Genomic DNA, 20349 nt, shown 5'->3' with positions numbered 1-20349 from the left:
ATCTTTTCTGCGTTCAGGGGGAGTTGGCTTCCGGGGAGTCGGCGCAAACGGAAGGGCCGCCCGGTCGGGCGGCCCTTCTACGCGTGCGTGCGGCTCAGCGGCCCAGGGCGCGCCGTCCGCGGCCCTGGGAGAGGACCGGCAGGTTCCGGGCGGGGGTGCGGTCGCGGGGCGACTCCTCCTCGATGCGCAGGGCGAGCGCCGGGCAGCGGCGCACCGCGCGCACCGCCTTGGCCTCCGCGTAGCGCGGCACCTGCGCCTGGGCGACGGTCGGGAAGCCGTCGGCCCCCAGCTCGAAGACCTCCGGGAGGATGTCCGCGCACAGCCCGTGGCCCCGGCACAGCGTCCAGTCGACGTAGATCTTCTGGCGGCTGGCACCGTTGTCGTCGGGGGCCTCCGCGCCGCCCGGGATGCCCGTCGGCATCTTGCCGCCCTCGAAGAGCGGCAGAACGCCCTCCACGGGCCGTCCGCAGCCGTTTCCGAGGACATGGGCGGCCAGGTCGTCGGTGAACGCCTTGATGGTCGACTCCAGGAACATCGCGGAGCCGTCCGGGTGCGAGCACGCACCGCGCCGCTTGACGTTCTTGGCGACCTGCTTCAGGGCCTCCAGAGCGGCCGGACCGCCGCCGTTGATGATGTCCTCCATGCCGCGCGCGGCGGCCGGCAGACCGAGGTAGCAGGGACCGCACTGGCCCGCGCTCTCCTCGGCCAGCCACTGCGCCACCCGCAGTGACTCGCCGAGCGGGCAGGTCTCCTGACTGATCGGCAGGATCGCGCCGGCGCCCAGCGCGCCGCCCACCGCGTCCAGGGAGTTGCGGGAGATGACCGCCTCGTTGACGGTCGCCGCGTCGATCCACTTGCCGTGGTAGCCGCCGGTCAGCACACCCTGCGGGACCGGCGGGGCACCGGCCAGCTGCAGCACGTAGCGCAGCGGCACGCCCGTGGGGACCTCGATCACCATGGGGCGGGCGACCGCGCCGGAGACGGTGAGCATGACGGTGCCCGGCTCGTCGTACAGGCCGGTGTTGCCGTAGCGCTCGGGGCCGATGCGGGCGGCGATGGCCAGCTGGGCGAAGGTCTCGGCGTTCGACAGCAGCGTGGGCGCGCCACCGACGCCGTTCTGCGAGGCGCTGACCTTGCGGCCGGGCGGGATCGCCGGGCCGCCGTCGATCGACCGGATCAGCGACGCGGCCGCGCCGGTGACCATGCGGACCGGGTTGCGCTGGACGAACGCCTTGAGGGCCGAGCGGCGGCTGTTGCTCAGGCCGCGTTCGGCGAGGGCGGCCTCCATGGAGCGCTGGGTGGACTCCCGGGTGACGCCGATCACGAGCGTGCGGGCGCCCAGGGCCTCGGCGCACAGCAGCGCGCCGTCCAGGATGAGGTGCGGGGCACGGTTGATGAGCACCGTGTCCTTGCGGCAGGCCGGCTCGTCCTCGCTGCCGTTGACGACCACGACGGGCCGCACACCGCGCTTGATCGCCGCTTCGGCGACCGAGCGCAGCTTCTTGTGGAAGGGGAAGCCCGCGCCGCCGCGGCCCTTCAGACTGATGTTCTCGGCGAGCTTGGCGAGTGCCTCGCCGCCGAGGGGGTCGAGCGGCCCGTGCACCTTGAGGTGCATGGGCAGATCGAGTCTTTCGACAAGGTCGAAGCCCGACGTGAGCTGCGGAAGACCGACCACGCGGACTTCTGGAACGTCGGGCAGGGCCTCGTTCACCTATAGCCTCCGGAAGGCGTGTTCCAAGGTTCGCCCGAACCCGATGCGTCGAACGACTCACCGGGAGGTTGATTGGCGGGACCGCTGTTGTACGTGTCGTTCGGGTTGTACGTCCCGTAGAGGTTGTTTGTCTCACCGGTGTCGTACACATCACTGTTCCGGTACGCAGCGGTGCCCGAATTGCCATAGGCCGGGATGTTGTATCCCGTGTCCTGCATCGGGTCGTACGCCGACGGGGGCGCCTCACCGACCGGCGGCGGCGTGGGGACCGGCCAGGTGCCCGAGGTGCTGCCGCCGTTGTCCACGCGCGGGATGCCCCCCGTGCCCTGCATGTCCATGGGCAGGTCCATGCGGGCCGTCTGGTCGGCTCCGTAGGGCTGCTGGGCGCGCTGCTGGGGCGTGACGGCGCGGTAGGCGGCCGCGAAGCCGCCGGTGGAGTCCGGGGTCATGGTGCGCGAGGAGCCGGTGTCGTAGAAGCCGGCGGTGGCGGGGGAGGGCCCCGTGTCCATGGGCGCCTGGCGCGGCGGGCGGGCCTCGTAGCCCGGCAGCGCGGAGGAGGCCTCGGCCACGCGCGCGCGGCTGGACTCGAGATCGTCCCGGACGGGCATCGGCTCGTTGCCGAGCATCATGGCGAGCCGGTCGGCGACCTTGCGCTTGAACGGGCGCGGGGCCGAGCGCAGGGCGAGGGCCGCGGCCACGGCGACCACGCACAGCTCGTACGACACCATGAAGAACGGCTTCGCCGGACGTCCCGCGTACAGGCCGTGGATCAAGGCCGCGCACCAGGACGGATAGGCCAGCATGTGCATGGCACGCCAGCGGGCGGCGACCGGCGCGGGGGAGGCGAACTGGTTGCGCAGCGCGCCGGTGACACCGACGAAGATCATCAGGTAGGCGGCCAGCGAGCCCATGCCGATGAGCGTGGCGCTGCCGGGGTTCGCACCGCCGCCGGTGAACACCATGCCGAAGGGGATCAGGGCCGCGACCCAGCCGGCGTGGTCCAGCGCGATCTTGACGCCGATGTGGACGATCAGGAACGCGATGGACGCGACGGCGGTCACCCGGTGGATGCCCTGCGCCACGATCCGCTGGCGGATGTTGAGGATGAGCCGGTCCTGGGCCACCAGGCCCCAGATCACCGAGCAGGTGAGCAGGACGAGCGACAGCACGCCCGCACCGAAGTTCAAAAACTGCTGCAGCCAGTCGCCGCCGGCCAGCACGACTATGGGTATGAGCAGCAGGACGACAGCCGTCGCCACCCCATAGGCCGACCGGCCGGGCTTGGGGAGCGAGCTGTTACTACGACGAGGGTTCATGGGGGCAACTCCGAGCAGTTTCGGGAAAGCGGTCCCGCTGCCGAACTCTAAGTGGCGCCATACCGATCGGTACGAGGTTTGAGTTATTGCGCTGTTACCTAAGGACAGCGCAGTCGTTGTGATGTCCGGGTGTCGGGTGTTACGCGAAGTAACTTTGACCGTGATTCAGTTGTGGCACCGGACGTGCGCCCGGTGCCAAGGACCCATACGGAAGCGCGTCGCATCGTGCTCAAGCGCTGCGGTACCCTAACGCCATGCGTGCCGTACGCCTTCTGCTTAGCGGGCCGCGCTGATCAGTCCCGACCACCGGGCGGACCGGATGGTCGGAGTCGGCGCGGCGTCCCCTCCTGTGCGAGGGGATTTTTCGTTTTCGGCAACGAGCAGCCGCTGGCAGAGACGACCGATGGAGCTTGAGGATCATGAGCGAGACGAACCCCGCTGCCACCGCCGAGGTGGTCGCGCCGCACCGCTACACGGCCGCGATGGCGGCCGAGATCGAGGCACGCTGGCAGGACTTCTGGGACGCCGAGGGCACGTACGCGGCGCCGAACCCGAAGGGTGACCTGGCCGGCGACCCGGAGGTCGTCGCCCGCCCCAAGAAGTACATCATGGACATGTTCCCGTACCCCTCCGGTGCGGGCCTGCACGTCGGCCACCCCCTGGGCTACATCGCCACCGACGTCTTCGCGCGCTTCCAGCGCATGACGGGCCACAACGTCCTGCACACCCTGGGCTTCGACGCCTTCGGCCTGCCCGCCGAGCAGTACGCGGTGCAGACCGGCACGCACCCGCGTGTCTCCACCGAGGCCAACATCGAGAACATGAAGGTCCAGCTGCGCCGGCTGGGCCTGGGCCACGACAAGCGCCGGTCGTTCGCCACGATCGACCCGGAGTACTACAAGTGGACCCAGTGGATCTTCCTGCAGATCTTCAACTCCTGGTACGACGACGAGGCGGACCGGGCCCGTCCGATCTCCGAGCTGATCGCCCAGTTCGAGACCGGTGAGCGCGTCGTACCGGGCCACACGCGCGCGTGGCACGAGCTGAGCGCCACGGAGCGCGCCGACGTCCTGGGCGGGTTCCGGCTGGCCTACGCCTCCGACGCGCCGGTCAACTGGTGCCCGGGCCTGGGCACCGTGCTGGCCAACGAGGAGGTCACCGCCGACGGCCGCTCCGAGCGCGGCAACTTCCCCGTCTTCAAGGCCAAGCTGCGCCAGTGGAACATGCGCATCACCGCCTACGCCGACCGGCTGCTGCGGGACCTGGAGGCGCTGGACTGGCCCGAGGCGATCAAGCTGCAGCAGCGCAACTGGATCGGCCGCTCCGAGGGCGCCCGCGTCGACTTCCCGATCGACGGCGAGCGCATCACGGTCTTCACCACCCGCCCGGACACCCTGTTCGGCGCCTCCTACATGGTGCTGGCCCCGGAGCACCCGCTGGTCGAGAAGTTCACCCCGGCCGCCTGGCCGGAGGGCACCCACGAGGTGTGGACCGGCGGTCACGCCACGCCCGCCGAGGCCGTCGCCGCCTACCGCGCGCAGGCCGCCTCCAAGTCCGACGTGGAGCGGCAGGCCGAGGCCAAGGACAAGACCGGTGTCTTCATCGGCGCCTACGCGACCAACCCGGTCAACGGCGAGCAGGTCCCGGTGTTCATCGCCGACTACGTGCTGATGGGCTACGGCACCGGCGCGATCATGGCCGTCCCGGCGGGCGACCAGCGCGACTTCGAGTTCGCGCGCGCCTTCGAGCTGCCGATCGTCTGCATCGTCGAGCCGACCGACGGCCGCGGCACCGACACCTCGACGTGGGAGGACGCCTTCGCGTCGTACGACGCGAAGATCATCAACTCCTCGAACGACGACATCTCCCTGGACGGCCTGCCCGTCGCCGAGGCCAAGGCGCGCATCACCGAGTGGCTGGAGCGCAAGGGCATCGGCGAGGGAACGGTCAACTTCCGGCTGCGCGATTGGCTGTTCAGCCGCCAGCGCTACTGGGGCGAGCCCTTCCCGATCGTCTACGACGAGGACGGCGTCGCGCACGCCCTGCCCGAGTCGATGCTGCCGCTGGAGCTGCCCGAGGTCGAGGACTACAGCCCGCGCACCTTCGACCCGGACGACGCCGACACCCAGCCCGAGACCCCGCTGTCGCGGAACGAGGAGTGGGTCGACGTCACCCTGGACCTGGGCGACGGTCCGAAGAAGTACCGCCGTGAGACCAACACCATGCCCAACTGGGCCGGCTCCTGCTGGTACGAACTGCGCTACCTGGACCCGCACAACGCCGAGCAGCTGGTCGACCCGGAGATCGAGCGGTACTGGATGGGCCCGCGCGAGGGCATGCCGCACGGAGGCGTCGACCTGTACGTCGGCGGCGCCGAGCACGCGGTGCTGCACCTGCTGTACGCCCGCTTCTGGTCCAAGGTGCTGTACGACCTGGGGCACGTCTCCTCCGCGGAGCCGTTCCACAAGCTGTTCAACCAGGGCATGATCCAGGCCTACGTCTACCGCGACAGCCGGGGCATCGCCGTACCGGCCGCCGAGGTGGAGGAGCGCGACGGCGCCTACTACTACCAGGGCGAGAAGGTCTCCCGGCTGCTGGGCAAGATGGGCAAGTCCCTGAAGAACGCGGTCACTCCGGACGAGATCTGCGCCGAGTACGGCGCCGACACCCTGCGCCTGTACGAGATGGCGATGGGCCCGCTGGACGTCTCCCGGCCATGGGACACGCGCGCGGTGGTCGGCCAGTTCCGGCTGCTGCAGCGGCTGTGGCGCAACATCGTCGACGAGGCGAGCGGTGAGGTCACCGTCTCCGACGCCGAGCCCGACGAGGACACGCTGCGTGCCCTGCACAAGGCGATCGACGGAGTGCGCCAGGACCTGGAGGGCCTGCGCTTCAACACCGCCATCGCCAAGGTCACGGAGCTGAACAACCACCTGACCAAGGCGGGCGGCACCGTGCCGCGCTCCGTCGCCGAGCCCCTGGTCCTGCTGATCGCGCCCCTGGCCCCGCACATCGCCGAGGAGCTGTGGCGCAAGCTGGGCCACACCGACTCGGTCGTCCACCAGGACTTCCCGGTCGCCGACCCGCGGTACGTGGTCGACGAGGCCGTGACCTGCGTCGTGCAGATCAGGGGCAAGGTCAAGGCCCGCCTGGAGGTGCCGCCGTCCATCTCCGCGGAGGAGCTGGAGAAGGTGGCGCTGGCCGACGAGAAGGTCGTCGCGGCGCTGGAAGGCGCCGGGATCCGCAAGGTCATCGTGCGTGAGCCGAAGCTGGTGAACATCGTTCCCGCGTAGCCGTCGGGCAGGTGGGGCGGGCGACACGTCCGCCGTCTCCGGGTAGTCCCCTACGGGCAGGATCCGGGTCTTCCAAGGGCAGGTTCGGGGTTCTTCCGGAACTCCGGACCTGCCCGCCTCGTTTACCGTGGAAGAGCCGCGCGACATGTCGCGACAGCCCGGAGGAGGAGCACAGTGGAAGCAGTGATCGCAGTGTTCGCCCTGCTCTTCGTCCTCTTCCTGGTGCTCGGTGCCTACGCCACCGTCAAGGTGATCGGCGCCGCCAAGCGCGGCGTGGACCGCACCATCGACCAGGCCCGGCGCACGGTCGAGGATCACACCCTGCGCGCCAAGAGCTTCGTGCAGCAGGGGCCGGCGGCCGAGGTCGCCGCGCTGCGCCTGAAGCTGCGCACCTCGATGCGCGCCACCCAGGACGCGCTGCACGCGGGCGCCCGGGACGACCAGTCCCTGAAGGAGTCCCTGGACCTCTTCCGTCGACTGAGCGTGCACGGGCACGAACTGGACGGCGAGCTCAAGCGCCTCGAGGGCGAACCCGACCGCGCGACGCTCGCCCAGCGGCTGCCCGACCTGCGCGCCCGCACCGAGCGCATCACCCAGTCCGCCGACTCCCTGCGCTGGGCGGCCCGGGACCGGGCCCACCGGTTCGCCGCGGACGACCTGGACACGCTGAGCGCCCAGATCGACGTGGAGGCCGGCGCCCTGCGGCACTGGACGAAGGAGGAGCCGTCCGCCGCCCCGCCGCCGTGGCCGGACGCCCCGGCCGCCGACAACGCGACGGCGCAGCAGACCTGGCCGGAGACACCGCGCAGGGCCGAGGAGCCGACGCGGGCCGCCATCACCCCTCCGGGACAGCGCCCGAGCTACCCCTGGCAGAAGAAACCCCGTCCCGAGAGCACTACTTGATCCGGTCAAGGGCAGACCAGGTGACAGGGGCCGGGCTGCCGTACGGGCACTACGCCAGGTAACCTCCAGCTCATGTCCCGCCATGTCGCGATCGTCACCGATTCAACGGCCTACCTGCCGCCGCGGACGATGGAGCGTCACGGCATCACAGCGGTCCCCCTGACCGTGGTCCTCGGTGGCGAGGCGCTGGACGAGGGCACCGAGATCTCGACCCGTTCGCTGGCCCAGGCACTACAGAAGCGGCGCCCCGTCACCACCTCGCGGCCCAGCCCCCAGCTCTTCGCCGAGACCTACCGCAAGGTCGCCGAGACCGGCGCCACCGGCATCGTCTCCCTCCACCTCTCCGCCGAACTGTCGGGCACCTACGACGCGGCGGTCCTCGCGGCGCGTGAGGCACCGGTGCCGGTGCGGGTGGTGGACACCGGGACGGTCGCGATGGCGCTCGGCTTCTGCGCGCTCGCCGCCGCGGAGGCGGCCGAGGCGGGCGGCACGGTGGACGAGGCCGTCACGGCCGCGGAGAAGCGGGCCGCGGGCACCTCCGCCTACTTCTACGTCGACACCCTCGACTATCTGCGCCGGGGCGGCCGGATCGGCGCGGCGCAGGCGCTGCTGGGTTCGGCGCTCGCCGTCAAACCGCTGCTCCAACTGGACGGCGGGAGAATCGAACTCCTCGAGAAGGTCCGGACGGCGTCCAGGGCGATCGCCCGCCTGGAGGAGATCGCGGCCGACCGGGCCGGCAGCGCGCCGGTCGACATCGCCGTCCACCATCTCGCCGCCCCCGACCGGGCCTCGGCGCTGGCGGACCGGCTGCGGGCGAGGGTGCCCGGGATGGCGGACCTGCATGTGAGCGAGGTCGGGGCGGTGATCGGGGCGCACACCGGGCCCGGGCTGCTGGGGGTCGTGGTCTCGCCGCGGTGACGGCGACACCACTCGGTTCACCCGTGCGGGTGGCGGAGTTGTCCACAACCGGTGGGTAGTCCCCGGGAATTGAGCAAGATCATCGCGGTGGTGGCGGGGTGGGTGATCCTCGCCGCATGGCACTTCGATCACGTTCACGCACAGCGACCGTCTCCAGCGGCCCCGGACGCGGCCCCGCCACGGACGGCCGGATTCGCCATCGCCGCGCACCGGCAGGGAGCCGGGGGCGGGCCCGGCATCGGCACGAGTCGGCGCAGGAGCTCCGTCGGCGGGCGGAGGCGCTGTTTCCCGAACGGCCGGAGGAGTGGCGGGGGTTGGGGCCGCCGGGGTCTCCGGGGTCGCCGGGGGCGCCCGAAGAAAACGGGTGTGACTTGCCTCAGGAGGAGGGGCGGGGCTTTCCACCGGCGGGAGATGTGGCCGAACAGACCGATGTCCGGCGGCCGGTGGAGACCTGGCGGGCGCGCGTCGGACCCGCGCTGCGGGAGCGGATGCCGGTGTGGCTGCAGACCCGGTGCGGGCTGGAGCGGCGGAGCGTGGTCGCGCTCGGGGTGGTGCTCGTGGTCGCCGCCGTGTTCGCCGTGCAGCACTTCTGGAGCGGGCGGCCGCAGTCCGTGCGGGCGCCGGAGGTGGTACGGGCGGCGGTGCCGCTCGGTGAAGGGAAGGGCGGGGAGGGGGAGTTCGGGCAGGGGAGGCTCGGCGGCCGCAAGACCGACGGGGAGTCGGGTGCGGGTGGCTCTGGCGGCGTGACGCAGGCCGGGGGTACGGCCGGGACCACCGCCGGCGCCGAGATCGTCGTCGATGTCAGCGGCAAGGTCCGCAGGCCCGGGATCCAACGGCTGCCGGCCGGTTCACGGGTCGTCGACGCCCTGCGCGCGGCTGGTGGCGTGCGGCCCGGCACGAACACGGACGGACTCAACCGGGCCCGCTTCCTCGTCGACGGCGAGCAGGTGGTCGTGGGCGGCCCGGCCGCCCCGGCGCCCGGTCCCGCGGGTGTTGCCGGTGCGGCCGGCGGTGGTCCGGCAGGGGCGGCCTCAGGTGCGCCCGTCGCCCTCAACACGGCGACCGTGGACCAGCTCGACACCCTGCCGGGCGTGGGCCCTGTCCTGGCCCAGCACATCATCGACTACCGCACACAGCACGGCGGCTTCCGCTCGGTGGACGAACTGCGCGAGGTGAACGGCATCGGCGACCGCCGCTTCGCCGACCTGCGGAATCTGGTACGGCCATGAGCCGCGACCCCGTTCGCCCCGGGGACGACAGGGATCGCCCGGCCCACGCCCGCGCCGCCGTCCACGCCGCCTCCGGAGCCCGCCTGGGAGCGGCCCACCCCCGGCAGGAAGGACCGACGGACCTGCGCCTCGTCCCACCCGCGCTCGCGACCTGGGCGACGGCGGCGCTGACACTGGACGCGCCGCCGGGGTGGGTCACGGGCATCGCGGTGTTCTGCCTTGGCGCGACGGGTGTGCTGCTGTCGGCGGGGAGACGGGTGGCGGCGGGCGGCCGTACGGGGAGGGGTGCATGGCCGCGGACCTCTCTCGCCGCCCTGCTGCTCTGCGTCGCCGCGGCCGCCGTGTCCGCCGGGTTGCACGGTGCCGATGTGCGCCGCGGGCCCGTGCCGGAGTTGGCGCGGCGGTACGCCACCGTGACGGCCGAGGTCGAGGTGACCTCCGACCCGCGGGTCACCCGGCCCAGGGTGAGAGGGGATCACGCAGCCCCGGCCTCCGTGCTGGTCGAGGGAGAGGTGCGCCGGGTCGAGGAGGCGGACGGGACGGTCGTGGCGACGCGGGCGCCCGTGCTGATGATCGTGAACGTCGCGTCGCGAGAGGCGAAAGCCGGCAGAGCGGCAGCCGGGAGGGCGGCGGTCGGCGGGGCGGAAGCCGGCGGGGCGGCAGTAGGCAGGGTGGCACTCGGCAGGCCGCAAGCCGGCAGGGCACCCTCCGTCGAGGGCCCGCCACGGTCGCCCTGGCTCGAGTTGCTGCCCTCCACGCGGGTGCGGGTCGTGGCGCGGGTCGTGCCCGCGCTGGTCGGTGAGGACCGGGTCGCCGGGGTGTTGCGGGTGCGGGGCAAGGGCGTGCCGGAGGTGGTCGGCGGACCGTCGGCGGCACAGCGGTTCGCCGGGCGGTTGCGGGGCGGGCTGCGGGAGGCGACCGACGGATTGCCGGAGGACGCCCGGGCCCTGCTGCCGGGGCTGGTCGTCGGCGACACCTTGCGGATCGGCCCGGAACTGGACGAGGCCTTCAAGGAGACGGACCTCGCGCACACCCTCGCGGTGTCCGGCAGCAACCTCACGATCATCCTGGCCCTGCTCATCGGACCGCCCGGCATGGCCCAGCTGGTGGAGCGCCGAGGGCTCGCGCCCAGGCTCGGCATTCCACTGCGCGCGACCGCGGTGCTCGGCGGCGCGCTCACCCTCGGGTTCGTCGTCGTGTGCCGCCCGGACCCGAGCGTGCTGCGCGCCGCCGCCTGCGGAGCCGTCGTCCTGCTGGCCCTGGCGACCGGGCGCCGCAGATCGCTGATCCCGGCGCTGGCGGCGGCCGTCCTGCTGCTGGTGCTCTACGACCCCTGGCTGTCGCGCAGTTACGGCTTCCTGCTCTCCGTGCTGGCCACCGGCGCGCTGCTCATCCTCGCCCCGAGCTGGAGCGAGGCGCTGCGGCGGCACCGGGTTCCGCCGAGGCTGGCCGAGGGGCTGGCCGCGGCGGCCGCGGCGCAGGCCCTGTGCGCGCCGGTCGTCGCCGTGCTGTCGGCGCGGGTGAGCCTGGTGGCGGTGCCCTGCAACCTGCTTGCCGAGATCGCCGTGGCCCCGGCCACCGTGCTGGGCTTCGCCGCGCTGGCGACGGCGCCGGTGGCGATGCCGGTGGCCAGGGCGCTGGCGTGGTGCGCGAGTTGGCCCGCCGGGTGGATCGCGGGTGTCGCCCGCGCCGGTGCGGCTTTGCCCGGCGGGGGAGTGGACTGGCCCGGCAGCTGGGGCGGGGCGCTGCTGCTGGCCCTGGTCACGGTGGTCGTCGTACTGGTCGGGCGGCGGCTGCTGCGGCACCCGTGGCTGTGCGCGGCGTGCGGGCTCCTGCTGCTGCTCGTCGTCGTGCAGCCACCGCCGCTGACCCGGGTGATCACGGGGTGGCCGCCGCCGGGGTGGCGGTTCGCGATGTGCGATGTGGGCCAGGGCGACGCGACGGTGCTCGCGGCGGGGGACGGCGCCGGTGTGGTCGTGGACGCCGGGCCCGACCCCAAGCTGGTCGACCACTGTCTGCGCACGCTCGGGATCACCCGCGTCCCGCTCGTCGTGCTCACCCACTTCCACGCCGATCATGTGGCGGGACTGCCGGGAGTGCTGCGCGGGCGTTCGGTGGGGGCGATCGAGACGACCGGGTTCCAGGAGCCCGTGGACCAGGTCGAGTTCGTCAGCAGGGAGGCGGCGGCGCGGCACATCCCGCTCACCCGTGCCGTCGCCGGGGAGGTACGGCGCACCGGGTCGCTGTCCTGGCAGGTGCTGTGGCCCCCGCCGGCCCCGGCGCCGGACCCGGACGGGCCGAACGACGCCAGCGTCGCCATGCTGGTCCACTCGGCGGGGCTGCGGCTCCTGCTGCTCGGGGACCTCGAACCGCCGGCCCAGCAGGCCCTGCTGAGGTCACCGCAGGGCGCGCTGCTGGGCGGGGTGGACGTGCTCAAGGTCGCCCATCACGGCTCCGCGTACCAGGATCCGGAGCTGATACGCAGGGTGGCGCCGCGGATCGCGCTGATCAGCTGCGGGGAGGACAACCCGTACGGACATCCCGCACCCAGCACGGTCGCGGCGCTGCGGGCCGAGGGTGCCGTGGTGCTGCGGACCGACCGGGACGGGGCGCTCGCCGTCACGGACCTCGGCGGACGGCCGGCGGTGGCGCGAGACTGAGGGCATGCATATCGCACAGGTCGATGCCTATCTCCGCCGCCTGGGGATCGAGCCCCCGGCATGGCCCACCGCGCCCACCTCCGACGTGCTGCGCGACCTGCATCTGCGACACCTGCGGCGGGTGCCGTTCGAGAACCTGTCCGTGCATCTGGGAGAGGAGATCGTGCTGGAGGAGAAGCGACTGCTGGACAAGGTGGTGGGAGCGCGGCGGGGAGGGTTCTGCTACGAACTCAACGGGGCGTTCGGGGCGTTGCTCGCCGAGCTGGGGTTCGGGGTCACGCAGCTCGCCGCGCGGGTGCACGGGGGTGAGGGGCGGCTGGGGATCCCGTACGACCATCTCGCACTGCGGGTGCGGGCGGTGGACGGGAGCGAGTGGCTGGCGGACGTCGGCTTCGGGGCACACAGTCTGCATCCGCTGGCCTTCGGGGAGCGGGGTGAGCAGCAGGACCCCGCGGGTGTGTTCCGGATCGTCGAGGCGGGGCCGGACCTCGACGTCGTGATGAACGGCGCTCCCCAGTACCGCCTGGAGCTGCGGCCCCGGGAGCTGGGCGACTTCGTGGCCGGGGCGTGGTGGCACTCGACCTCGCCGGCCTCCCACTTCGTGCGGTCGCTGGTGTGCTCGCGGGTGACCGAGGACGGCGGGCGGATCACGCTCAGCGGACGCACCTTCAAGGTGACGAGCGCCGACGGGGCGCGTGAGCAGCGTGAGTTGGGCTCGGACGAGGAGGTGCTGGCGGTCTACCGGGAGGAGTTCGGGATCGGCCTTCGCCGTGTGCCGACGGTGCGGACTGTGGGGACGGTGCGGACTGTGCGGAAATCACAACAGGGGTGATGGATCGGGGCGACATCGGACCAGCCGTTGCTACTCGTGCGTAGACAGTCCGTGTTGCCTCGAAAGCCTCATCGGTGATCGAATGTCTCTTCGGCAACATTGGTGTCGAGCGCACAGGGGTGGCGTGGATGTTCGGCCGCTGGCTGGGAAACCGAACGAGTCGGGTGCAACGGACGAGCCCCCTGGCGGCGGTGCGGACTCCGCCGAGCGCGGGGGTGCTGAGCTGCAGGGTGCTGGATCCGGTCAACGAGCCGGTGCCGCATGCGGAGTTCGCGGTCAGCGACACCATGGGGCGCAAGGTGGTGGGGGGCGAGACGGATCCGTTCGGGTCGTTCGTGACGACGGTACCGGCAGGGGAGTACCGGCTCGCGGTGTCGGCCGAGGGGTACACGCCGTACCGGGCGAGCGCGACCGTCGGGGAGAACACGCTCGCCTCCCTGGGGGATGTGACGCTGCAGATCGCGCAGCCCGCGGAGCTGCCGGCGCCCGGCGACTGGGACATCGAGACGACGCACTCCTCGATCGGGTTCACGGCACGGCACATCGGGCTGGCGCGGATCCACGGGCGGTTCAACTCCTTCGCGGGTGCCGTGCGGATCGGGGACCCGGTGGAGCGGTCGGCGATGCATGTGGTGATCGACGCGGCGTCCATCGACACGAATGTGCGGATGCGGGACGACCATCTGCGCTCGGCCGACTTCCTGGACGTGGCGCGCTTTCCGACGCTGGAGTTCTACAGCGAGCGGTTCGTGCACAAGGGCGGGAACCGGTGGGCGGTGACGGGGGCGCTGTCGTTGCACGGGGTGACGCGGACGGTGACGCTCGACACGGAGTACCTGGGGCTGGGCAACGGCATGGAGGGCGAGGTGCGGGCGGCCTGCCGGGCCCGGACCGAGCTGCATCGCGACGACTTCACGGTGAGCTGGCAGACGATGCTGGCGCGGGGCATCGCGGTGGTGGGGCCGAGTATCCGGGTCGATCTGGATGTGCAGATCGTTCGGAAGGGCTGACCGAGGCCGGCAGAGGCTGACGGGGTCGACAGGGGCTCCTGCGCGTCCATGGGGGCTCCTACGGGTCCTGGGGGCCATACGGGTTTATGGGGGCTGGGTAGGGAGAGGCGGCTCGCGGCGCGGAGAATGGGGCCGTGAGTGATGTGAGACACGTGCTGGTGCTGCCCGACCGTGACGCGGCGCAGGAGGCGGCGGAGGCGCTGGGGGAGCGGTTCGGAGTCGTCGAGGAGCCGCGGCTCGTCCGGGACGCCCTCGCGGGTGAGGACGACGCGGAGGACGCGCAGTGGCTGGTCGTCCTGCGGGACGAGGACGGGCGGCTGGATCCCGGGGAGCTGGACGCGTTCGCGGGGGAGTGGGACGGCTGGCGCGAGGAGCCGTGACGCCGGGCCCCGTTGTCAGTGGGGCGTGCCATGCTTTACGCGATGGCCAGGAAGAACGCTGATGACGACCCGCTCGCCCCCGTGACGCTCGCCGTGGGCCAGGAGGACCTTCTGCTCGACCGTGCCGTGCGGGAGGTGGTGGCCGCCGCCAGGGCCGCCGACGCCGACACGGACGTACGCGACCTCACCCCGGACCAGTTGCAGCCCGGCACGCTCGACGAGCTGACCAGTCCCTCGCTCTTCGCGGAGCGCAAAGTCGTGGTCGTACGCAACGCGCAGGATCTTTCGGCCGACACGGTCAAGGACGTGAAGGCGTATCTCGGGGCGCCGGCGGAGGAGATCACCCTCGTGCTGCTGCACGCGGGGGGCGCCAAGGGCAAGGCGCTGCTCGACGCCGCCCGCAAGGCGGGAGCGCGGGAGGTCGCCTGTCCGAAGATGACCAAGCCGGCGGACCGGCTGGCCTTTGTGCGGGGGGAGTTCCGGGCGGCGGGGAGGTCCGCCACGCCGGAGGCCTGTCAGGCGCTCGTCGATGCCATCGGCAGTGATCTGCGCGAGCTGGCCTCGGCGGTTTCGCAGTTGGTGGCGGACGTGGAGGGGACCATCGACGGCGCCGTCGTCGGGCGGTACTACACGGGGCGGGCCGAGGCGTCGAGTTTCGAAGTCGCCGACCGGGCGGTGGAGGGGCGGGCGGCGGAGGCGCTGGAGGCGTTGCGGTGGGCGTTGTCCACCGGGGTCGCGCCGGTGCTGATCACCAGTGCGCTGGCGCAGGGGGTGCGGGCGATCGGGAAGCTGTCGTCCGCTCGTGGGGGGCGGCCGGCGGATCTGGCGCGGGAGTTGGGGATGCCGCCGTGGAAGATCGATCGGGTGCGGCAGCAGATGCGGGGGTGGACGCCGGATGGGGTGGCTGTGGCGTTGCGGGCGGTGGCGGAGGCGGATGCGGGGGTGAAGGGGGGCGGGGAGGATCCCGACTACGCGCTTGAGAAGGCGGTTGTGGTGATTGCTCGGGCTGCGCGGTCGCGGGGGCGGGGGTAAGGGGGCGGGGGGTGTGGTGACGTTCGGTCCGTGGGTGGGTGGGTGCGGGCCCATGGTTCTCGCCCCCGCCGCCCCTACCCGTCCCATCCCCAGGGGCTGCCGCCCCTTCAACCCCGCCGGGGCTCCGCCCCGGACCCCGGTCGGCCCTTCGGGCCTCGTCCTCAAACGCCGGACGGGCTGAAAAAAACCAGGCGGCCGGACGGGCAAAAAACCAGGCGGCCGGACGGGCTGAAACCAACCAGACGACCGGGTGGGCTGAGAACAAGCCGAAGGCCCCGCCGCTCGCCCGGGGAAGGGCAAGCGGCGGGGCCTTCGGGTCAGGACGTCGAGCCCGTACCCGCGTGGCGAACGCAGGCCGCGTACGGGCTCTGGGGCCGGTTGGGAGCGGATGAGAGAGGGCCCGCTCGGGTCCTTCCGGCGGTGGGTCCTCGTGGACCCGGTCAGATCAGAAAGGTGTCAGCCCTGGAGGGACGCGACCTTCGAAGCAAGCGCCGACTTCTTGTTGGCGGCCTGGTTCTTGTGGATGACGCCCTTGGAGACGGCCTTGTCGAGCTGACGCGCCGCAGCGCGCTGGTACTCGGTGGCCTTCTCGACGTCACCCGCGGCAGCGGCCTCGCGGGCCTTGCGGATCGCGGTCTTCAGGGAGGACTTGACGGCCTTGTTGCGCAGCCGCGCCTTCTCGTTGGTCTTGATCCGCTTGATCTGGGACTTGATGTTCGCCACGAATGAGCCTCTACAGGTTCAGGCACGAGCCAGGAGCACTCCGGGCATGGAGGGATCCGGGTCCCGTACCAGGTGATTTCTTGATGGTGTGCCTCGCGCTGAGAGGGCATGAGACACAGCCACTCAGACTACCAGGGGGCGGGCCGACGGCCCAAAACGGTCCCCGGTCGCCGCCCGTGGGACCATGGAGCCTACGTATCGATCCGACCCGAGGCATAAGGCGCCTCAAGAGACAGGACCCTGCGTGCCCGCGACCCCTAACAATGTGCCCGAGCCGAGCCGTACCGACCCGGCTCTGATCCGCAATTTCTGCATCATCGCGCACATCGACCACGGCAAGTCCACGCTCGCCGACCGGATGCTCCAGCTGACCGGCGTCGTCGAGCAGCGGCAGATGCGTGCTCAGTACCTCGACCGGATGGACATCGAGCGCGAGCGCGGCATCACGATCAAGTCCCAGGCGGTGCGGTTGCCGTGGGCCCCGACCCATGACAAGACCAACACGCACATCCTCAACATGATCGACACCCCGGGGCACGTCGACTTCACCTACGAGGTCTCGCGGTCGCTCGCCGCCTGCGAGGGGACCATCCTCCTCGTCGACGCCGCCCAGGGCATCGAGGCGCAGACCCTCGCCAACCTCTACCTGGCGATGGAGAACGACCTCACGATCATCCCGGTGCTCAACAAGATCGACCTGCCGGCCGCTCAGCCGGAGAAGTTCGCCGAGGAACTCGCCAACCTCGTCGGCTGCGACCCCGACGACGTGCTCAGGGTCTCCGCCAAGACGGGTGTCGGCGTCGACGCGCTGCTGGACAAGGTGGTGGCGGAGATCCCGGCGCCGGTCGGTGTCGCCGACGCGCCCGCCCGCGCGATGATCTTCGACTCGGTGTACGACTCCTACCGCGGTGTCGTGACGTACGTCCGTGTCATCGACGGTCAGCTCAACAAGCGCGAGCGGATCCGGATGATGTCCACCGACGCCACCCACGAGCTGCTGGAGATCGGGACGAACTCGCCCGAGATGCTGGCGGCCGACGGGCTCGGCGTGGGTGAAGTGGGTTACCTCATCACCGGTGTGAAGGACGTCCGCCAGTCCAAGGTCGGTGACACCGTCACCAGCCAGCACAAGGGGGCCACGGAGGCCCTGGGCGGATACAAGGACCCGAAGCCGATGGTCTTCTCGGGGCTGTATCCGCTCGACGGCTCCGACTACCCCGAGCTGCGCGAGGCCCTGGACAAGCTCCAGCTCAACGACGCCGCCCTCGTCTACGAGCCGGAGACCTCCGCCGCCCTCGGCTTCGGCTTCCGCGTCGGCTTCCTGGGCCTGCTCCACCTCGACGTCATCCGGGAGCGGCTGGAGCGGGAGTTCGGGCTCGACCTCATCGCCACCGCGCCCAACGTGGTCTACCGGGTCGTGATGGAGGACGGCAGCGAGCACACCGTCACCAACCCGAGCGAGTTCCCCGAGGGCAAGATCAACGAGGTGTACGAGCCGGTCGTACGCGCCACGATCCTCGCGCCGTCGGAGTTCATCGGCTCGATCATGGAGCTGTGCCAGACCCGGCGCGGCACCCTGCTCGGCATGGACTACCTGTCCGAGGACCGGGTCGAGATCCGTTACACGCTCCCGCTCGCGGAGATCGTGTTCGACTTCTTCGACCAGCTGAAGTCGAAGACGCGGGGTTACGCCTCGCTCGACTACGAGCCCACCGGCGAGCAGACCTCGAACCTCGTCAAGGTCGACATCCTGCTGCACGGCGACAAGGTGGACGCGTTCTCCGCGATCACTCACCGCGACCAGGCGTACGCCTACGGCGTGCGGCTGGTGGCCAAGCTGCGCGAGCTCATCCCGCGGCAGGCCTTCGAGGTGCCGATCCAGGCCGCCATCGGCTCCCGGGTGATCGCCCGCGAGACCATCCGCGCCATCCGCAAGGACGTCCTCGCCAAGTGCTACGGCGGTGACATCTCCCGTAAGCGGAAGCTGCTGGAGAAGCAGAAGGAGGGCAAGAAGCGGATGAAGATGGTGGGTTCCGTGGAGGTTCCGCAGGAGGCCTTCATCGCGGTGCTCTCCAGCGATGACAGCGCGGGGTCGGCCAAGGGCAAGAAGTAACCGCGGGTTACAGCCGGTTACCTGTCAAAGCGGGCAGAAGGGGGGCTCGGCGTGCGAAAGCGTGGCGGGCCCCTACGCGTGCGTAACGTCGCGCTCTGTAGGAAGTGACAGGCCGCGGGCTCTTACGAACCGGCCGGTCGGGCTCTACTCTGATCTCTGCTCGATAGTTACTCGCGAGTTAAACAAACGCTACTGCGTGAAGCCAGCCGCACTTGAGCCAGCCGCACTGTCGCGGGCCCCGGAGGATGTCGTGAGCGACACACAGACCCTGATCGAGAACCGTCCGCCGAGCGTGGCGACCCTCTTCCTCGAGCGCGTGGCGGCCACCCCGGACGCCGAGGCGTACCGCTACCCGGTGCCGCCGGCCTCCGGCGCGGGCCCGGACGAGTGGAAGTCGCTGAGCTGGGCGCAGGCCGCCGAGCGGGTCTACTCGATCGCCGCAGGACTCATCGAGCTGGGCGTGCAGCCCGAGCAGCGGGTCGCGCTGGCCTCCTCGACCCGGCTCGACTGGATCCTCGCCGACCTCGGCATCATGTGCGCGGGCGCGGCCACGACCACGGTCTATCCGCAGACCAACGCCGACGAGTCGGCGTTCATCCTCTCCGACTCCGAGAGCCGGGTGCTGATCGCCGAGGACGCGGCGCAGCTGGCCAAGGCCGTGGAGAAGCGGGCCGAGCTGCCCGCCCTCACGCAGGTCGTGGTGATCGATCCGGCCGGTGTCGAGACCAGCGACTGGGTGCTGACCCTCGCCGAGCTGGAGGCCCGGGGTGCCGCGCGGCTGGAGAAGGACCCCGACCTGATCAAGGAGCGGGTCGGCGCGATCACCAAGGACCAGCTCGCCACCCTCATCTACACCTCCGGCACCACCGGCCGGCCCAAGGGCGTCCGGCTCGCGCACGACAGCTGGGCGTACATGGCGAAGGCGATCGCCGCGACGGGGCTGATCGGCACCGAGGACGTGCAGTACCTGTGGCTGCCGCTCGCGCACGTCTTCGGCAAGGTGCTGACCTCCGGGCAGATCGAGGTCGGTCACGTCACCGCCGTGGACGGCCGCGTCGACAAGATCATCGAGAATCTCCCGGTCGTGCAGCCGACGTACATGGCGGCCGTGCCGCGCATCTTCGAGAAGGTCTACAACGGGGTCGCCGCGAAGGCCCGTGCGGGCGGCGGTGCCAAGTACAAGATCTTCCAGTGGGCGGCGGAGGTCGCCCGCGAGTACGCGAAGGTCGCGCAGGACAACTTCCGGCGCACGGGGACGGCCTCGGTGCCGTTCGGGCTCGGCGTGAAGCACAAGGTCGCCGACGCGCTGGTGTACGCCAAGATCCGTGAGGCGTTCGGCGGGAACCTGCGGGCGTGTGTCTCCGGCTCGGCGGCGCTCGCGCCCGAGATCGGCTACTTCTTCTCCGGCGCCGGCATCCACATCCTCGAGGGGTACGGCCTGACGGAGTCCTCCGCCGCCTCCTTCGTGAACCCCGGTGAGGCCTACCGCACCGGCACGGTCGGCAAGCCGCTGCCCGGCACGGAGGTGCGGATCGCCGACGACGGGGAGATCCTGCTGCGCAGCCCCGGCATCATGCAGGGCTACCACGGGCTGCAGGAGAAGACCGCCGAGGTGCTGGAGGCCGACGGCTGGTTCCACACCGGGGACATCGGCGAGCTCTCGCCCGACGGCTATCTGCGGATCACCGACCGCAAGAAGGACCTCATCAAGACCTCCGGCGGCAAGTACATCGCGCCGGCCGAGGTCGAGGGCCAGTTCAAGGCGGTGTGCCCGTACGTGTCCAACATCCTGGTGCACGGCGCCGACCGGAACTTCTGCACGGCGCTCATCGCGCTGGACGAGCCGTCCATCCTGGAGTGGGCCAAGGAGAACGGCCTGGAGGGCAAGTCCTACGCCGACGTCGTCGCCGCACCGGCCACCGTCGCGATGGTCGAGGGCTACGTCAAGGAACTCAACGCCGGTCTGCAGAAGTGGCAGACCATCAAGAAGTTCCGCCTCCTGCCCCGCGACCTCGACGTCGAACACGGCGAGATCACCCCGAGCCTCAAGCTCAAGCGCCCGGTGGTGGAACGGGAGTACAAGCACTTGATCGACGAGATGTACGCGGGCACGCGCGAGGCGTAGGCCTGTCGGCGGGTGGTTTTCGCGGTGGTGTGACGTGGTGGAGGGCGGCGGCGGTGGATCCTGCTGGGGGTGCGGGGGTCGCCCCCCGCGGTGATGCGGCCAAG

Annotated in this window: 14 protein-coding genes; 11 read left to right on the top strand and 3 right to left on the bottom strand. The window is 71.3% G+C overall.

Features of this window, described 5'->3' with window-relative positions:
• Window positions 1-94: 94 nt before the first annotated feature.
• Window positions 95-1711, bottom strand: coding sequence for an NADH-ubiquinone oxidoreductase-F iron-sulfur binding region domain-containing protein (locus ACWCQ1_RS19130; protein WP_133041030.1), 1617 nt, complete (start codon window positions 1709-1711; stop codon window positions 95-97).
• Window positions 1708-3027, bottom strand: a complete 1320-nt coding sequence (locus ACWCQ1_RS19125) for a cytochrome b/b6 domain-containing protein (protein ID WP_451026961.1) — start codon at window positions 3025-3027, stop codon at window positions 1708-1710. Before ACWCQ1_RS19125 ends, ACWCQ1_RS19130 begins: the two co-directional genes overlap by 4 nt.
• A 419-nt stretch (window positions 3028-3446) precedes the next feature.
• Between ACWCQ1_RS19125 and leuS the strand changes: the two genes are divergently transcribed.
• The 9 genes from leuS to holA all read left to right on the top strand — a co-directional run bounded on the left by leuS (window position 3447) and on the right by holA (window position 15284).
• Window positions 3447-6320, top strand: a complete 2874-nt coding sequence (gene leuS, locus ACWCQ1_RS19120) for a leucine--tRNA ligase (RefSeq protein ID WP_451026960.1) — start codon at window positions 3447-3449, stop codon at window positions 6318-6320.
• A gap of 174 nt (window positions 6321-6494) precedes the next feature.
• Window positions 6495-7223 (top strand): hypothetical protein, encoded by a 729-nt coding sequence (locus tag ACWCQ1_RS19115; RefSeq protein ID WP_358593387.1) that lies wholly within the window; start codon window positions 6495-6497, stop codon window positions 7221-7223.
• Window positions 7224-7295: 72 nt separating this feature from the next.
• Window positions 7296-8141 (top strand): DegV family protein, encoded by an 846-nt coding sequence (locus tag ACWCQ1_RS19110; protein ID WP_133041033.1) that lies wholly within the window; start codon window positions 7296-7298, stop codon window positions 8139-8141.
• A 116-nt stretch (window positions 8142-8257) separates the two neighbouring features.
• Window positions 8258-9370: a ComEA family DNA-binding protein gene (locus ACWCQ1_RS19105; protein ID WP_358593388.1), complete on the top strand. Its 1113-nt coding sequence runs from the start codon at window positions 8258-8260 to the stop codon at window positions 9368-9370.
• Window positions 9367-12030, top strand: a complete 2664-nt coding sequence (locus ACWCQ1_RS19100; protein WP_451026959.1) for a ComEC/Rec2 family competence protein — start codon at window positions 9367-9369, stop codon at window positions 12028-12030. Before ACWCQ1_RS19105 ends, ACWCQ1_RS19100 begins: the two co-directional genes overlap by 4 nt.
• A gap of 4 nt (window positions 12031-12034) precedes the next feature.
• On the top strand, window positions 12035-12862 hold the full coding sequence (locus ACWCQ1_RS19095) for an arylamine N-acetyltransferase family protein (RefSeq protein WP_451026958.1): 828 nt from the start codon (window positions 12035-12037) through the stop codon (window positions 12860-12862).
• 128 nt (window positions 12863-12990) lie between these two features.
• Window positions 12991-13872 carry a YceI family protein gene (locus ACWCQ1_RS19090; RefSeq protein ID WP_133041037.1) on the top strand — a complete coding sequence of 294 codons (882 nt, stop codon included), beginning with the start codon at window positions 12991-12993 and terminating at the stop codon, window positions 13870-13872.
• Window positions 13873-14006: 134 nt separating this feature from the next.
• Window positions 14007-14252 (top strand): hypothetical protein, encoded by a 246-nt coding sequence (locus tag ACWCQ1_RS19085; RefSeq protein ID WP_356768408.1) that lies wholly within the window; start codon window positions 14007-14009, stop codon window positions 14250-14252.
• 42 nt (window positions 14253-14294) lie between these two features.
• A complete protein-coding gene (gene holA / locus ACWCQ1_RS19080) occupies window positions 14295-15284 on the top strand; it encodes a DNA polymerase III subunit delta (protein ID WP_207929621.1) in 990 nt (329 codons plus the stop codon).
• Between the two features lie 456 nt (window positions 15285-15740).
• On the opposite strand, the gene rpsT is transcribed toward holA, so the two are convergent.
• Window positions 15741-16007 (bottom strand): 30S ribosomal protein S20, encoded by a 267-nt coding sequence (gene rpsT / locus ACWCQ1_RS19075; protein ID WP_133041041.1) that lies wholly within the window; start codon window positions 16005-16007, stop codon window positions 15741-15743.
• Between the two features lie 244 nt (window positions 16008-16251).
• Here rpsT and lepA point away from each other — a divergent pair, with 244 nt between their 5' ends.
• Together lepA and ACWCQ1_RS19065 are read left to right on the top strand one after the other, a co-directional pair.
• On the top strand, window positions 16252-18120 hold the full coding sequence (gene lepA / locus ACWCQ1_RS19070) for a translation elongation factor 4 (RefSeq protein WP_133041043.1): 1869 nt from the start codon (window positions 16252-16254) through the stop codon (window positions 18118-18120).
• Window positions 18121-18370: 250 nt separating this feature from the next.
• A complete protein-coding gene (locus tag ACWCQ1_RS19065) occupies window positions 18371-20245 on the top strand; it encodes an AMP-dependent synthetase/ligase (protein WP_133041044.1) in 1875 nt (624 codons plus the stop codon).
• The last annotated feature ends 104 nt before the right edge of the window (window positions 20246-20349 follow it).

It is taken from the genome of Streptomyces sp. NPDC002144 (assembly GCF_053593695.1).
Note: the sequence above shows the minus strand (reverse complement) of the source record. Positions and strands in the feature narration are given on the sequence as shown.

What these genes read in the sequence shown, in the direction of transcription:
- ACWCQ1_RS19125 (WP_451026961.1), bottom strand. Translation starts at nt 3,027, where the DNA reads ATGAACCCTCGTCGTAGTAACAGCTCGCTCCCCAAGCCCGGCCGGTCG.
- leuS (WP_451026960.1), top strand. Translation starts at nt 3,447, where the DNA reads ATGAGCGAGACGAACCCCGCTGCCACCGCCGAGGTGGTCGCGCCGCAC.
- ACWCQ1_RS19110 (WP_133041033.1), top strand. Translation starts at nt 7,296, where the DNA reads ATGTCCCGCCATGTCGCGATCGTCACCGATTCAACGGCCTACCTGCCG.
- ACWCQ1_RS19105 (WP_358593388.1), top strand. Translation starts at nt 8,258, where the DNA reads ATGGCACTTCGATCACGTTCACGCACAGCGACCGTCTCCAGCGGCCCC.
- ACWCQ1_RS19100 (WP_451026959.1), top strand. Translation starts at nt 9,367, where the DNA reads ATGAGCCGCGACCCCGTTCGCCCCGGGGACGACAGGGATCGCCCGGCC.
- ACWCQ1_RS19095 (WP_451026958.1), top strand. Translation starts at nt 12,035, where the DNA reads ATGCATATCGCACAGGTCGATGCCTATCTCCGCCGCCTGGGGATCGAG.
- ACWCQ1_RS19090 (WP_133041037.1), top strand. Translation starts at nt 12,991, where the DNA reads ATGTTCGGCCGCTGGCTGGGAAACCGAACGAGTCGGGTGCAACGGACG.
- holA (WP_207929621.1), top strand. Translation starts at nt 14,295, where the DNA reads ATGGCCAGGAAGAACGCTGATGACGACCCGCTCGCCCCCGTGACGCTC.